Annotated in this window: 8 protein-coding genes; 2 read left to right on the top strand and 6 right to left on the bottom strand. The window is 71.4% G+C overall.

All coding sequences use genetic code 11. From position 1 onward, the window contains the following. Window positions 1–15: 15 nt before the first annotated feature. The gene (locus OG403_RS35260; RefSeq protein WP_329571720.1) at window positions 16–906 is read left to right on the top strand and encodes a hypothetical protein; all 891 of its coding nucleotides are present in this window, start codon (window positions 16–18) and stop codon (window positions 904–906) included. Window positions 907–1,100: 194 nt separating this feature from the next. Here the strand turns inward: OG403_RS35260 and sbnB are convergent, their stop codons facing one another. From sbnB to OG403_RS35230, 6 genes are all read right to left on the bottom strand, one after another. Then, entirely contained in the window at window positions 1,101–2,111 is a 1,011-nt protein-coding gene (gene sbnB / locus OG403_RS35255; protein WP_329571718.1) for a 2,3-diaminopropionate biosynthesis protein SbnB, read from the bottom strand. A 73-nt stretch (window positions 2,112–2,184) separates the two neighbouring features. After that, complete coding sequence (gene sbnA / locus OG403_RS35250) at window positions 2,185–3,135, bottom strand: 2,3-diaminopropionate biosynthesis protein SbnA (RefSeq protein WP_329571716.1); 951 nt, start codon at window positions 3,133–3,135, stop codon at window positions 2,185–2,187. Further along, entirely contained in the window at window positions 3,132–4,370 is a 1,239-nt protein-coding gene (locus OG403_RS35245; protein WP_329571714.1) for a glutamate synthase-related protein, read from the bottom strand. Before OG403_RS35245 ends, sbnA begins: the two co-directional genes overlap by 4 nt. Then, complete coding sequence (locus OG403_RS35240) at window positions 4,367–5,395, bottom strand: asparagine synthetase A (RefSeq protein ID WP_329571712.1); 1,029 nt, start codon at window positions 5,393–5,395, stop codon at window positions 4,367–4,369. Before OG403_RS35240 ends, OG403_RS35245 begins: the two co-directional genes overlap by 4 nt. Window positions 5,396–5,448: 53 nt before the next feature. Then, window positions 5,449–6,789, bottom strand: a complete 1,341-nt coding sequence (locus tag OG403_RS35235; protein WP_329571710.1) for a methylaspartate mutase — start codon at window positions 6,787–6,789, stop codon at window positions 5,449–5,451. Then, complete coding sequence (locus OG403_RS35230) at window positions 6,776–7,345, bottom strand: cobalamin B12-binding domain-containing protein (protein ID WP_329571709.1); 570 nt, start codon at window positions 7,343–7,345, stop codon at window positions 6,776–6,778. Before OG403_RS35230 ends, OG403_RS35235 begins: the two co-directional genes overlap by 14 nt. Window positions 7,346–7,549: 204 nt before the next feature. Here OG403_RS35230 and OG403_RS35225 point away from each other — a divergent pair, with 204 nt between their 5' ends. Beyond that, window positions 7,550–16,246, top strand: a complete 8,697-nt coding sequence (locus tag OG403_RS35225; protein ID WP_329571707.1) for a non-ribosomal peptide synthetase — start codon at window positions 7,550–7,552, stop codon at window positions 16,244–16,246. The last annotated feature ends 1 nt before the right edge of the window (window position 16,247 follow it).

Here is a 16,247-nt window from a genome sequence, read left to right as displayed (position 1 = left end):
CACCAGAGAGGCACTATGCGATCCAACCGTGAACGCTCCGTCCTGGACTTCGTCGATGCCGCCGTGAGCGGACCGAATCCCTCGATCGGGCCGCTCGTCATCGACGTCACGTCCATTCCCTCCTTCACTCCGACGGCTGAACTGCCACTGACCTCACTCCGCCCGCTGCTCCTCCAGCCACGCACATCTGACATGGTTCGCGAAGCGGTCTGGGCCGAACTCGCGTTCCTGGCTCGCAGCCGCGGCGACGCGTGGCAGGTCGGAGCGCTCTGGATGATGGCCCCTGGCCTGCGTGGGCTGACATGGCGCATCGTCAACGCCCGCCCGGCGCCCTACCCCGACATCGAATCAGCAGCTGTCGAGGGGTTTCTGTGCGAACTGCGTTCGGCCGACCTCGACTCCGGCAGGATCTACCGTCGGCTCTGGTGGGCTGCCTACCGCGGGGGCCTCGCCGCCCGCGAAGCCCATACCGGAGGCACCGCGCCAGCAGACATGCTGGATCCCTCATGCCGACGCAGGCGCAGCCGGTCTCATGGCCACCCAGACCAAGTATTGGAGCGGGCGGTCCGGGCCGGTGTCCTCAGTAGGAAGGAGGCGGAGTTGATCGGCCTTACCCGGCTAGAGAATGGCGAGCTCGCCCAAGCAGCCCACCGGCTGGGCATGGGATACCTCGCCTGCCGGGCCTTTCGCGCCGCCGCCGAGGATCGTCTCGCATGTTTTCTCGGTGTTGCCGGACACCAGCGCGATGCCGAGCAGCAGGCCACGGCCGAGAGGTCGTGCCGAGGACTTGGTGCCGCGCCGACCGGGACGGCCAGGGCGAACCGCCACCGGACTGTCCATAGCCGCGCCGTGCTCTGCGGCTCCGGGGACCGCCCGGATCACCGCCGGTACGAGGCCAACGGTTAACGCCTGGCCAACTCGGCGGGTGCCCGGGAGTAACTCGGCCCCGCCGAGGCACACCACGCCCGAGAGGCGCCCATTACCACCGATCGCCGGACCGCCGGATGATCGTCGAGGGCGCTCCTGCGGTGGCTCGGGCAGCACGGCTCCGGGTCGCACGGCGCGGGCCGTGCGACCCGGGTCGTGCGATGCAGGACCGCTCACCACCGCGCCAGCTCGGGGAAGAACCCGGGGATCTCGGTGGCCCGACCCTGCTCCAGCGCCGTGCGGTAGATGTGCGCGCCCACGGCCAGGTCCAGCACGCCCAGTCCGAACGGGGAGAAGATGGTGGTGCGGTCCTGATGGAGCGTCACGTCGCCGCGCAGCACGTCTGCCAGGGTGCCGGTGATGAAGTCGCGGGTGCCGTACTCGATCTCGGTGAGGTGCGGGGAGGTCTGCGCGGTCAGGCAGTGGTCCACGTCGTCCAGGATGTTGTGGCACTTGATCATCACGGTCGGGTGGATGTCGCGCAGCGACAGGTTGAGGATCAGCTGGTCGGGGCGGAGCGTCTGCTCGTCGCTGAGCCACGGGGCGGGGGCGGTGGTGGCCAGGATCACCAGGTCGGCCATGGCGAGGGCGGAGTCGATGTCGTCGACCCGCTGCGCCGAGGTCCAGCCGTGGGTCTGGCGCAGGTAGGAGGCGAAGGTCTCGGCGTAGCTGTCGACGTGGTCGTGGACCAGTGCCTCGCCGACCGCGAGGCCGCGCGCGGCCAGGAAGTTGGAGACGGTGCGCCCGATCACCCCGGCGCCGACGAAGAGCACGGTGCGCGGGCGGTCGCCGGGCTGCAGGGTCTCCACCGCGAGCGCGGCGGAGGCGGCGGTGCGGGCGGCGCTGATCTGCGAGGCCTCCAGGCAGGCGAAGGGGTAGCCGGTCTCGGCGTCGTTGAGGATCAGCACGGCCGAGGCGCGCTGCAGGTTGCGCTCGACGTTGGGCGGGTAGCTGGCGATCCACTTGAGTCCGGAGACCGGCTGCTCGCCGCCGAGGTGGGCGGGCAGCGCGATGATCCGGCAGCTGGGCTTGTCCGGGAACCGCAGGAAGTAGCTGTTGGGGTTCACCGTCCGGCCCAGGCTGTGCTCCAGGTAGGTGTCACGGACCAGCTCCAGGATCCGCGCCGGGTCGGCGGCGATCACTTCCTGGGTGATGGTGCCGTCGACCACGTGGAAGGACGTCATCGTACGTTCCCTTCAGAGCATCGGAGACATCAGAGAGCTTCGGATAGTCGGGATTGCGCTGATTGACGGTGCGTCAGAAAGCGAGGACACCGTACCGTTCGGCCACCCAGGCGTCGCTGTAGACCGTGCGCAGGTAGCGTTCGCCCAGGTCGGGCGAGATCGCCGCGATCCGGCTGCCGGCCGGGAAGCCGGCCGCGTAGTGGCGGATGGCCGCGAGCACCGAGCCGGTGGAGCCGCCGGTCAGCAGGCCGTGGTCGCGGGCCAGCCGCCGGCACTCGCGGATCGCGTCCGGCTCGGCCACCAGCACCACCTCGTCGGCGAGTTCGGGCCGGCACAGCTCCGGCGGGCGGCTGGCGCCCAGGCCCGGCAGGAACCGCTGGCCCGGCCGGGTACCGAAGATCACCGAACCGACCGCGTCGACCGCGATGATCCTGGTCTCGGGCGAGTACTCGCGCAGGTACTGGGCGCAGCCGACGAAGGTACCGGTCGAGCCGGCGCCGACGAAGAGGTAGTCGATCTGCTGCAGCTCCTTGAGCATGCTGCGCCCGGTCTGCTCGTAGTGCGCCCGGGGATTGGCCTGGTTGGCGTACTGGTTGAGCCAGACCATCCGCGGATCGGCCGCGGTGCGCTGCTGGATGTAGGCGATCCGGGAGGCCAGGAAGCCGCCGTTGGCGTCGATGTGGTCCACCACCACGACCTCGGTGCCCAGCGCCCGCATGTGGTCGGCGCTGGTGCCGGAGGTGTTCGGGTCGACCACGCAGGTGAAGGGGTAGCCCTTGGTGGCGCAGATCGAGCTGAGCGCGATCCCGAGGTTGCCGGAGGAGGACTCGATGATCGGGGTGCCGGGGGCCAGCAGGCCGCGGTGCTCGGCGTCCTCGATCAGGCTCAGCGCGGTCTTGAGCTTCACCGAGCCGGCCGGGTTCAGCCCCTCCAGCTTGAGGAAGACGTCCGATCCGGCTGCCAGCTCGGGCAGTTGGAGGAAGATGTCGTCGGTGACCATGTCGTAGCTGTACTGGTAGATCATGATGAGGCCTCCCACAGGTCCTCGTGGCCGAGCTCCGCGGTGGCGTACTTGCCCAGCGAGCTGATCAGCAGCTTCATCTCCAACTCCATGGCCCGCAGCAGGCGTTCGAGGCCGTGCTCGGGGTCCTCGTCGACCGCGACCAGGGCCGCCCGGCCCAGGCCCACGGCCGAGGCGCCGAGCGCGAGCAGCTTGACCGCGCGCGGCCCGTGCCAGACCCGGCCGCTGGCCAGCAGGGTGCCCCGGGTGGCGTCGATCCGGCGCAGGCACTCGGCGAGCGGCAGGCCGACGTGGTCCATGAAGGCGGTGGGCGCCCAGCCGGTGCCGCCCTCGGCGCCGTCCACGGTGACCGCGTCCGCGCCGGCCTGCCAGGCGACGGCGGCGGCCTGCGCGACGTCGCGGCCGGGGAAGAGCTTGACCCAGCAGCGGGCCCGCGGGTAGTTGTTGCGCATCAGGTGGATCTGCTGCCGGAAGATCTCCTCGGTGAAGGTGCCGGGCGAGGAGCAGCGCAGCACCGGTCCGTCGGCGACCAGGCGCTCGATGGCGTACTGGTCGTCCAGGCCGGCCACCGCCTCCTCGCTGATCATGGTGAGGCCGCCGAGTCCGGGCTTGGCGCCCTGGCCGACCTTCAGCTCGAAGACCAGCCGCCCGGTGGCGAGCAGCTCGCCGACCGCCGGGTCGCTGTAGACCTGGTTCCACACCTCGGAGTTGGCGTCCTCGGTGCTCTGCTGGACGCAGACGCCGCCCAGGCCCGGCGGCAGTTCCTCCAGGTAGGCGTGGATCCGCTCCAGCAGGCCCTTGCGGTGCTCGTCGCCGCTGGTCCGGAAGCCGTTCATCGGGGCGACGTTCTCGCCGATGATCATCGGGATGCCGAACCGGCCCGCCTGCCGGCTGATGCCCAGGCTGGCGTTGGCCACCCGGGTCGAGCCGAGCGCGGAAATGTACACCGGCAGGCTGGAGTTGAGCCCGCCGAAGGAGGTGTCCAGCTGGACGTCGGAGTAGAGCGGCTCACGACCCAGGTCGATCAGCTTGGCGAGCCGGCCCGGCATGAAGAGCGGCGGGACCAGGCGCAGCGCGTCGATCGCGTCGCCGGAACCGGTGGCCTGGCGGTGCGGGTTGGCGCCGTAGACCGCGTTGCCGTACTCGTCCAGCGGCGGGAAGACGGCGGCCGCGCCGTCCCGGGCCCGGCGCCGGATCTCGCCCTCGGGAAAGCCGGGTGCGTCGAGGTGGGAGGTCACGGCGAGACCACCCCTGCGAGCTTCGGGAAGGCGGTGGCCTGCCAGACCGAGTCCAGCCCGGCCACCCAGCGGGTCAGCCGCTCGACGCCGATGCCGAAGCCGGCGCTGTTCGGGATGCCGTTGCGGACCACGTCCAGGTACCAGGCGTACTTGGCCGGGTTCTCACCGGTCTCCCGCATCCGGGTGACGATCTTCGCGTACTCGAACTCCCGCTCGCTGCCGCTGCACAGCTCGCCGCAGCCCTCGGGGGCGATCAGGTCGAAGTTGAGCAGGGTGCCCGGCTCCGTGGTGCTCTCCTTGTCGTAGAAGCCGCGCGAGCCCTTGGGGTAGCCGACGACGAAGAACGGCGCGGTGGCGTCCCGGGAGATCAACTCCTCGGCCTGCCACTCGATCTCGGTGCCGGCGGCCTGCGGGTAGCCCTTGGCGCGCAGCCGCTCGACCACCTCGCCGTGCGGGATCCGGGCGAACGGCTGGGCCACGAAGGACCGCAGCGCGGTGGTGTCGCGCTCCAGCACCGCGAGCTCCTCGGCGCACTCGGCCAGCACCGTGGTCACGGCGTACTGGATCACGCCCTCGACCAGGTCCATCGCCTCGTCCCGGGTCGCCCTGGCCACCTCGACGTCGATCTGCCGGAACTCGGCCAGGTGGCGGCGGGTGGAGCTGGTCTCGATCGGCTCCAGGCGGACGTTGGGCGCCACCAGGAAGATCCGGTCGAAAGTGAGCAGCGAGGCCTGCTTGTAGAGGATCGCACTGGTCATCAACTTGTAGCGGTGGCCGTAGAAATCGATGTCGGCCTGCTTGGCACCACGCGAACCGGGGTCGGTCACCGGCCCGATGATGGGGTGCGCCATCTCCACCGAGCCGCCGGCCCGCAGGTACTCGCGGGCGCCGGCCAGCAGGGCCTGCTGGATCCGCAGCGTCGCGCGGGTGCGCGGGTCGGCCAGGTGCAGGCGCGGCAACGGGAGGATGTCGGCGTCAGGGACGGGGAGGGCGGCGTCGAGCGGTCGGTCGATCTGCGTGGTCATCGTGGGATTCCTCTGGTTCTTGGGTAGCGGGGGGCAGGGCCGGGCAGTGGGTTTCAGGCGATCCGGCGGAAGGTGGCGGCGAGGGGCTCGGCGTTGTCGTAGCGGGAGCGCACATAGCTCAGGGCGTGCAGCAGGCGGCTCGAGGTGAGCTGGGCCGAGCGGTGGGTGGGCGTCAGGTGGCCGATCGGCAGCGAACCGGTGCGGCTCCACTCCAGGCGACCCTCCTCGGTGATCACGCTGCGCGCGCGGCCCGCGTTGTCCGGGTGCAGGCAGTACGGGACGTCCAGGTACCCCTGGGCGAAGGCCCGCACCAGCGCCTTGCCGATGTCCTCGTTCAGGTCGAGCACGGCGTCGATCAGCGCCCGTGCCTCCTCCTTGATCCCGGTCGAGGCGGGCGGGACCAGCAGCCGCCGGGTGCTCGCGCCGGCCTGGGCGGCCATCTCCAGCGCGGTCACGTTCTCCGCGATCGTCGGGATCCGCTGCGCCTCGGCGGCGGTCTTGACGATCAGCCGGGTGGAACCGGTGCGCACCGCCAGCCGCGCCGCGTCCGCCACCAGGCCCAGCGCGCCGGACTCGGTGCTGGGGTACAGGCCCATGTAGGCGTAGATGACGACGTGCCAGCTGATGTCGCCCAGCAGTTCCTCGGCGATCTCGTGCAGCGCGAGCACGGCCTCGTCGTCCTGGGCCGCGTTGGTCCCCTGGGCGTAGCTCAGCGAGATGCTGCGCAGGCCGTGCCGGCGGAAGAAGAGGCCCTCCAGCACGGTGATGGCGATCAGCAGCGAGGGCGGGCAGAGCTGGCCCAGCATGCAGCCGCCGAAGCTCTCCAGGTGCGGCTCGACGCCGCGTTCGCGCAGCGTGGCGAGCTTCTCGCAGGCCTCCTGCCAGGCCTGCACCGACTGGCCGATGGGCGTGCGGCTGTAGGGCAGGCAGTAGGAGATCGGGCCGCCCTCGGTGGCGTCCAGCCCGGCCTCGATCAGCGCGTCGATGATCCGGCCCGGCAGCGAGGAGCCGTGGCGGACCTGCACCGGGAAGTGCCGGTCCCGGATGCCGGCCAGCATCGCCTCGGTGGTCGCGGTCGGGAAGTTGACGATCGGGTAGCCGTTCAGCGGGCGGCGCTCGCGCAGGGCGCGGTCGGCGGTGGCGAAGTCGCCGACCCGGGTGAAGCTGTCCAGGGTCAGGGTGCCGACCGTGGTGGCGTTGGCCGCCTTGGTGGCGCCCAGGCCCGCCCGCATCCGGGCCGGGTCGCTGAAGCCCATCCGGGGCTGGACGACCAGGGCGCCGCGGCGCCGAGCCGCGTCCAGCACCGCGTGGAAGGTGGCGCCGGAACCGCCGTCGCGCTCGGCACGGCCGGTGCCGACGGCCTCCAGGCCACGGTAGGGCTCAGCGGGTCGCATCGGCGTACGCCTTCTGCTCGAGGCCGCTGAGGGACGGCGCGATCGGGCGGGCGGCCGGCGCGGGCAGCTGCTCCAGCAGCGCCAGCAGCCGCGGCACCGCCGTCTCGCCGACCAGCACCGCGTCGAAGCCCGCCTCCAGCAGCGGCAGGAAGTCGTCTTCGGACTGCGAGCCGGCGGTGTCGAGCTTGCCGCCGATCACCAGCGGCACGTGCCGCAACTCGGGGTGGGCCCGCACCGCGCGGGCCAGGTCCCGCCCTTCCTCCAGGCCGTGCCCGTTCACCGAGCTGATCACGATCAGGTCGGGCCGGCTCTGCGCCGACTCGCCGACCAGGGTCGCCACCGGGACGCAGGCACCGAGGTTGGTGACCTCGCAGCCGTGCTCCTCGAGCAGAAGCTGCAGGAAGAGCAGGTTCCAGGTGTGCGAATCGGAGGGGATGGTACTGAGGACGACGTTGTACGCGTCAAGGTGGTGCGCGCCGAGACCGGGTGCGCCGGCGTCGTGCGCCTCGCCACCGGGTGCGAACGCGTCGCCGGAGGACTGCTGCCGCAGTGCCACAGTCGGCCTGCCTCTCTTCACCGTGTGGAAGTCTGACGGACCCATCGTGGCCAGCGCGGGACCCCCGGTGGCACTGGGTACTTGTGACCGGCCGGTGCGGCGGCACTTCCGACCACTGGGTGGTCGTCGGGGCCGGGCCTAGCGTCGTCACTGCGGACATCTCCGCGACGAGCGTGCTACGGACGACGTGTTGGGAGTGGAACGGTGACTGACCACCAGATGGATTACTGGCAGCGGACCTTGGCGGGCCTGGAGCCGCTGGAGCTGCCCACCGACCGTCGCCGGTCCGCGGCGGCGTCCGGTGCGGGCCTCGACGGCATCACCTTCGAGCTTCCGGCCGGACTCCCCACCGAACTCTCTTCCCCGCTCGCGCTGTTGACGGCGTTCCAGGTGCTGCTGGCCAAGTACGGCCGGCAGGAGGACATCGCCGTCCGGGTCGCGGGGCACGCGGTCAGGGACAGGGACGCCGAGGGGGGTGGGGACGAGCCCGGCGAGGTGGTGATCGTCCGCACCGATCTGTCCGGTGACCCGACTTTCACGGAACTGCTCGAGCGGGTTGCGGACCGTGCCGCTGATGCTCTTCAACACCCTTTGCTGCCAGTTGCGTTGAGCGCGGACTTCGACCTTGACCGGCTGCCGGCCTTCGGACTGCCCGGGGAGGGAGGCGACTTGGGCCTGAGCTTCACCGGCGCACAGGGGCTGCTGGAGTACCGCACCGACCTCTTCGAGCCGGCCACCATCGCCCGGCTGGTCGGCCACTTCCGGACCCTGCTGACCTCCGTCGCCGCCGCCCCGCAGACCTACCTCTCCGAACTGGAGCTGCTCACCGAGGGCGAGCGCCGGCAGCTCCTGGAGTGGAACGGCACCGCCACCCCCTTCCCGGACGAGCTGACGGTCCATCAGTTGATCGAGCGGCGGGCGGCCTCCCACCCGGAGGTCCCGGCGGTGGACCAGCTGACCTACCGTCAGCTGAACGAGCGGGCGAACCGGCTGGCCCACCACCTGCGCGCGCTCGGCGTGCGCCCCGACTCCAGGGTGGCGGTCTGCCTGGAGCGCGGCCCCGACCTGGTCAGCGCACTGCTCGGCGTCCTCAAGTCCGGTGCCGCGTACGTGCCGATGGACCCGGAGTACCCGGCGGACCGGCTCGCCTACCTGGTCGAGGACTCGGGCAGCCCGCTGGTCGTCACCCACTCCCGCCACGCCGACCGCCTCCCCGCCGGGGTGCCGCGGCTGCTGGTCGACCAGGACTGGCCGACCGGTGACAGCACCGACCCGGCGCCGGCCGCCACGGCGCGGGACCTCGCGTACGTGATCTACACCTCCGGGTCCACGGGCAAGCCCAAGGGCGTCCAGGTCGAACACCGCAGCCTGGTCAACCTCATCCACTGGACGAACAGCACGTTCAGCACCGAGCCCGGGGCCCCGGTCGCCCTGCTCGCCGGCGTCGCCTTCGACGCGGCCGCCTGGGAGCTGTGGCCCGCCCTCGCCGCCGGCGCCAGCTGCCGCACCCCCACCGAGGACGTCCGCCTCACCCCCGCACTCCTCCAGCAGTGGCTCACCGACCAGCGGATCCGCGGCACCTTCCTCTCCACCCCCATGCTCGAGGCCCTCGCCACCCTCCCCTGGGACCACAGCGCGACGAGCCTGGAGTACGTCCTCACCGGCGGTGACCAGCTCCGGCTGCCCGCCGACGCCCGGCTCCCGTTCCGGATCCACAACAACTACGGCCCCACCGAGGCCACCGTCCTGGTCACCTCCACCGAGATCACCCCCGGCGACCCGCTGCCCCCCATCGGCCGACCGGTCGCCAACACCGCCCTGCACGTGGTCGACCGGCACGATCGCCTGGTCCCCATCGGCGTCCCCGGCGAACTCCTCATCACCGGCACCACCCTGGCCCGCGGCTACCTCAACCAGCCCGACCTGACCGCCGAGAAGTTCGCCCACACCCCCTACGGCCGCGCCTACCGCACCGGCGACCTCGTCAAATGGCGCACCGACGGCCAGCTGGAGTTCCTCGGCCGGATCGACAACCAGGTCAAGATCCGCGGCTACCGCATCGAACTCGGCGAGATCGAAGCCACCCTGCTGAACCACCCCGACGTCACCACCGCCACCGTCCTCGTCCACCAAGACACCCCCGGCGACAAGAAGCTGATCGCCTACCTCACCCCCACCGGCATCGACCCCGACGACCTGCGCACCCACGCCGCCCGCCACCTCCCCGACTACATGATCCCCGCCACCTTCCTCACCCTCGACGAACTCCCCCTCACCCCCAACGGCAAGATCGACCGCCGCGCCCTGCCCACCCCCGACGTCACCGCCGAGTACACCGCACCCAGCACCGCCACCGAGCGGGCCATCACCGCCATCTGGGCCGAGGTGCTGGGCATCGACCCGGTGGGCGTGCACGACAACTTCTTCCAGCTCGGCGGCCACTCGCTGCTCGCCACCCAGGTCACCAGCCGGCTGCGTGCGGAGCTCGGTGTCGACATCCCGTTCCGCACCCTCTTCGCCGCCCCGACGCCCGCCCAACTCGCCCTGGCCATCGCGGAACTGACAACCGACTCCGCTCCCGCGATCACACCGGTCCCGCGCGACGGCAGCGCGCTGCCGCTCTCCTTCGCCCAGCAGCGCCTCTGGTTCCTCGACCAACTGCGGCCCGGCAGCACCGACTACCTGATCCCCCTCGCGCTGCGCGTCACCGGCCCGCTCGACCACACCGCCCTGCGGAGCGCCCTCACCGCCCTCACCACCCGCCACGAGATCCTGCGCACCCGCATCCACACCGACGGCAACGGCGAACCCACCCAGCACATCGACCCACCCACCATGACCACCATCACCACCCACGACCTGCGCCACCACACCGACCCCGCTACCCGCGAGGCCGAGGCGGAGCGCATCGTGCTGGCCGAAGGCCGGCGCCCGATCGACCTCGCCACCGGCCCCCTGCTGCGCGTCACCCTCGTCCAACTCGCCGACCAGGAGTGCGTTCTCGCCCTCACGGTCCACCACATCGCCTTCGACGGCTGGTCGGTCTCCGTCCTCTCCCGCGAGCTCACCGAGCTGTACCGCGCGGCGACCGGCAAGGCGGCCGCTGTGCTTGCCGAACTCCCGGTGCAGTACGCGGACTTCGCCGGCTGGCAGCGACAGTGGCTGACCGGCGACCGGCTGGATCGCCAGCTCGGCTACTGGCGCGAGCAGTTGACCGGCATCGAGCCGCTGGAACTGCCCACCGACCACCGCCGCCCCGCCGAGCGCCGGGCCGCCGGTGCCACCGCGAACTTCACCATCCCCGCCGAGGTGATCGACCAGCTCCGGGCGACCGCCGCCGACAGCGGGGCGAGCCTCTTCATGACGCTGCTCGCCACCTTCCAACTGCTGCTCTCCAAGTACAGCCGCCAGCAGGACATCGCCGTCGGATCACCGATCGCGGGCCGCAACCGGGCCGAGTTGGAGGACATGATCGGGTTCTTCGTCAACACCCTGGTCATGCGCACCGACCTGGCCGGCGACCCGACGTTCACCGAACTCCTCGACCGGGTCAAGGAGACGGCGCTGGGCGCCTACGACCACCAGGACCTCCCCTTCGAGCGGCTGGTCGAGGAGCTCGCCCCCGACCGCGACGCGTCCCGAAACCCGTTCTTCCAGACCATGTTCGTCCTGCAGAACGTGCCCGACCTCGATGCCTGGAGCCTGTCCGAGGTCGCCGTCGAACCGATCACGCTCGAGGCGCAGGAGGCCATGTTCGACCTGACCCTCACGGTCTACGACGGGTCGGCCACCGACGGGTCGCACGGCCTGCGGGCCTGCGTCGAGTACCGCACCGACCTCTTCGAGCCGGCCACCATCGCCCGCCTGATCGGCCACTTCCAGACCCTGCTGGCCGCCGTCACCGCCACCCCGCAGGCGCGTCTGTCCGAACTGGAGCTGCTCACCGAGGCCGAACGCCGGCAGCTCCAGGAGTGGAACGACACCGCCGCGAAGTTCCCCGAGACGGTGACGGTCCACCAGCTGGTCGAGGCACGGGTGGCTTCGCAGCCGGAGGCCCTCGCGATCGGCGAGCTGACCTACCGTCAGCTGAACGAGAGGGCGAACCGGCTGGCCCACCACCTGCGCGCGCTCGGCGTGCGCCCCGACTCCAGGGTGGCGGTCTGCCTGGAGCGCGGCCCCGACCTGGCCGCCGCACAGCTCGGTATCCTCAAGTCCGGTGCCGCGTACGTACCGATGGACCCGGAGTACCCGGCGGACCGGCTCGCCCACCTCACCGAGGACAGCGGCAGCCCGCTGGTCATCACCCACACCAGGCACGCCGACCGCCTGCCCACCGGGGTACCGCGGCTACTGGTCGACCAGGACTGGCCGGCCGGCCCCACCGACAACCCGACGCCGGCGGCGACCCCGGCCGACCTCGCCTACGTGATCTACACCTCCGGCTCGACCGGCAAGCCCAAGGGCGTCCAGGTCGAACACCGCAGCGTGGTCAACCTGATCCAGTGGACGAACAGCACGTTCGGCGCCCGCCCCGGCGACCGGGTCGCCCTGCTCGCCGGCGTCGCCTTCGACGCGGCCGCCTGGGAGCTGTGGCCCGCCCTCGCCGCCGGCGCCAACTGCCGTACCCCCACCGAGGAGATCCGCCTCACCCCCGCACTCCTCCAGCGGTGGCTCGCCGACGAGCGCATCCGCGGCACCCTCCTCACCACCCCCGTGCTCGAAGCCGTGGCCGCCCTCCCCTGGGACTCCATCCCCACCAGCCTGGAGTACGTCCTCACCGGCGGTGACCAGCTCCGCCTGCCTGCCGACGCCCGGCTCCCGTTCCGGGTCCACAACAACTACGGCCCCACCGAGGCCACCGTCCTGGTCACCTCCACCGAGATCACCCCTGGCGACCCGCTGCCCCCCATCGGCCGACCGGTCGCCAACACCGCCCTGCACGTGGTCGACCGGCACGATCGCCTGGTCCCCATCGGCGTCCCCGGCGAACTCCTCATCACCGGCACCACCCTGGCCCGCGGCTACCTCAACCAGCCCGACCTGACCGCCGAGAAGTTCGCCCACACCCCCTACGGCCGCGCCTACCGCACCGGCGACCTCGTCAAATGGCGCACCGACGGCCAGCTGGAGTTCCTCGGCCGGATCGACAACCAGGTCAAGATCCGCGGCTACCGCATCGAACTCGGCGAGATCGAAGCCACCCTGCTGAACCACCCCGACGTCACCACCGCCACCGTCCTCGTCCACCAAGACACCCCCGGCGACAAGAAGCTGATCGCCTACCTCACCCCCACCGGCATCGACCCCGACGACCTGCGCACCCACGCCGCCCGCCACCTCCCCGACTACATGATCCCCGCCACCTTCGTCACCCTCGACGAACTCCCCCTCACCCCCAACGGCAAGATCGACCGCCGCGCCCTGCCCACCCCGGAGCTCCAGCACTCCGACACGGCCTACACGGCGCCCAGCACCCCCACCGAGCAGGCCGTCACCGCCATCTGGAGCGAGATCCTCGGGATCGAGACCATCGGCGTGCACGACAACTTCTTCCAACTCGGCGGCCACTCGCTGCTCGCCACCCAGGTCACCAGCCGGATCCGCACCACGCTCGGCGTCGACCTCCCCGTCCGCACCGTCTTCACCGCGCCCACCCCCGCCCAACTCGCCGCCGCCGTGGCCACGCTGGACACCACCGAGGCCACCGGCATCACCCTCGCCCCGCGCGACGGCAACCCGCTGCCGCTCTCCTTCGCCCAGCAGCGCCTCTGGTTCCTCGACCAACTGGAGCCCGGCAGCAGCGACTACCTGATCCCCTTCGCGCTGCGCGTCACCGGCCCGCTCGACCACACCGCCCTGCGGAGCGCCCTCACCACCCTCACCGCCCGCCACGAGATCCTGCGCACCCGCTTCCACACCGACGTCAACGGCGAACCCACCCAGCAGATCGACCCACCCACCCCGACCGCCATCACCACCCACGACCTGCGCCACCACACCGACCCCGCCACCCGCGAGGCCGAAGCCCGGCAGCTCCTGCTCATCGCGGGCCGCCGCCCCTTCGACCTCGCCACCGGCCCGCTGCTGCGGGTCGACCTCGCTCTGCTGGCGGACGACGACCAGTTCCTCCAGCTGACCTTCCATCACATCGTGGCCGACGGCTGGTCGGAGAGCATCCTGGCCCGCGAGCTGCGCGAGCTCTACGCTGCCGCGCTCCGCCAAGGCGACGCCGCCTTGGCCGAACTCCCGGTGCAGTACGCGGACTTCGCCCGCTGGCAGCGCGACTGGCTGACCGGCGAGGCGCTCGACCGGCAACTGGACTACTGGCGCGGCCAGCTCGCCGCGATCGAGCCGCTGGAGCTGCCCACGGACCACCGCCGGCCCACCCAGCGCGGCGCCGGCGACGACGACACGGTCGCCTTCAGCATCCCCGCCGACCTCGCGGACCGGGTCCGGACCATCGCCGCGCAGCACGAGGCGAGCCTGTTCATGACGTTGCTGGCCACCTTCCAGCTGCTGCTGTCCAAGTACAGCCGCCAGCAGGACATCGCGGTGGGCACCCCGATCGCCGGGCGCAACCGGGCCGAGTTGGAGGACATGATCGGGTTCTTCGTCAACACCCTGGTCATGCGCACCGACCTGGCCGGCGACCCGACGTTCACCGAACTCCTCGACCGGGTCAAGGAGACGGCGCTGGGCGCCTACGACCACCAGGACCTCCCCTTCGAGCGGCTGGTCGAGGAGCTCGCCCCCGACCGGGACCCGTCCCGCAACCCGCTCTTCCAGACCATGTTCATCCTGCGGAACGCCTCCGAGGCCGGCTCCTGGCAGCTGCCCGGGACCACCGTGACGCCGATCCCGGTCACCGGCCGGCAGGCCAAGTTCGACCTGACCCTCTCCCTCGTCGAGGAGGCCGACGGCGCCCTGCGCGGCTCGGTGGAGTACCGCACCGACCTCTTCGAGCCGGCCACCATCGCCCGGCTGACCGGCCACTTCCAGAACCTGCTGGCCGCCGTCACCGCCACCCCGCAGGCTCCGCTCTCCACCCTGGAGCTGCTGGCCGGCGCCGAACGGCAGCAGGTGCTGGTGGAGTGGAACGACACCGCCGCCGACTTCCCGGACACCACCACCATCCACCGGTTCTTCGAGGAGTGGGCCGAGCGCACCCCGGAGGTCGTCGCGGCCCGCAGCGAGGACGAGGAGCTGACCTACCGTCAGGTCAACGAGCGGGCCAACCAACTGGCCCACCACCTGCGCTCGCTCGGCACCGTGCGGCCGAACACCGTGGTGGCCATCTGCCTCGAACGCAGCACCGACCTGGTCTGCGCGATCCTCGGGGTGCTGAAGTCCGGCGCCGGCTACCTGCCGCTCGACGCGGACTTCCCGGCCGACCGGCTCAGCTACATGGTCGAGGACTCGCACGCGCCGCTGGTCATCACGGACAGCCGCCATGAGCGGCAGTTCCCGGACACCGTCCCGCACTTCCTGACCGACCGCGACTGGGAGAAGCTGGCCGACGAGCCGACCGGCAACCCGCCGGCCTGCTCCGGACCGGACGATCTGGTGTACACCATCTACACCAGCGGGTCGACCGGCAGGCCCAAGGGCGTCCAGGTCCAGCACCGCAGCCTGGTCAACCTGGTGCACTGGACGAAGCGGGACTACGAGCCGCGGGCCGGCGAGCGGATGGCCTACCTCGGCGGGGTCGCCTTCGACGCCGGGTCCTGGGAGTTCTGGCTGGCCCTCACCTCCGGCGTCAGCCTCTGCATCACCACCGAGGCGGTCCGGCTGTCGCCCGCCCTGCTCCAGCAGTGGATCTGCGAGCAGGGGATCCGGGGCGCCTTCCTCTCCACCCCGATGCTGGAGTCGCTGGCCGCGCTGCCCTGGGACGGTGTCGAGACCAGCCTGGACTACATCCTCACCGGCGGCGACGCGCTGCGTCTGCCACCGGGCAAGCGGCTGCCGTTCCGGGTGGTCAACGGCTACGGCCCGACCGAGACCACCGTCATCGTGACCGCCGTCGAGGTGACCCCCGGCGACCCGCTGCCGCCGATCGGACGCCCGCTCTCCAACGTCGTGGTCTACGTGGTGGACCGGTACAACCGCCCGGTGCCGGTGGGGGTGCCCGGCGAACTGCTGATCGGCGGCGTCGCGGTGGCCCTCGGCTACTACGGCCAACCGGCGCTGACCGCCGAGAAGTTCATCGACTTCGAGGTGGACGGCGGCACCCGCAGGGTCTACCGCAGCGGTGACCTGGTGAAGTGGCGGGCGGACGGGCAGCTGGAGTTCCTCGGCCGGATCGACAACCAGGTCAAGCTGCGCGGCTTCCGGATCGAACTCGGCGAGATCGAGGCGACCCTGCTCAGCCACCCGGCCGTCACCGCCGTCACCGTGATGGTCCGCGAGGACACCCCAGGGGACAAGCGCTTGGTCGCCTACCTGACCGTCGCCACCCCCGAGCAGGCACCGACCGCCGCCGACCTGCGCGCCCACCTGGAACCGCAGTTGCCCGGCTACATGATCCCCGCCGCCTTCGTCGTCCTCGAGGAACTCCCGCTCACCCCCAACGGCAAGACCGACCGCAAGGCGCTGCCGGCCCCCGACAGCCAGCGCCCCGAGGTCGCTCCGTTCGCCGCTCCCCGAAACCCCGTCGAGAAGGCCATCACCGCCGCCTGGAGCGAGATCCTGGGCATCGACGCGGTCGGCATCCACGACGACTTCTTCCACCTCGGCGGCCACTCACTGCTCGCCACCCGGGTCACCAGCCGGATCCGCCAGACCCTGGGCGTCGAACTGCCCGTGCGGACCCTGTTCACCGCCCCGACCCCGGCCCAACTGGCCACCGCGATACGGGAGATCATGATGGCATCGATCTCCGATCGGTTCGGCGCCGCGCGCTGAC

The organism is Kitasatospora sp. NBC_01266, from assembly GCF_036242395.1.
In the GTDB taxonomy this organism is placed as follows: domain Bacteria; phylum Actinomycetota; class Actinomycetes; order Streptomycetales; family Streptomycetaceae; genus Kitasatospora.
The sequence above is the reverse complement of the archived record's forward strand: the minus strand, read 5'-3'. Positions and strand labels throughout refer to the sequence as shown.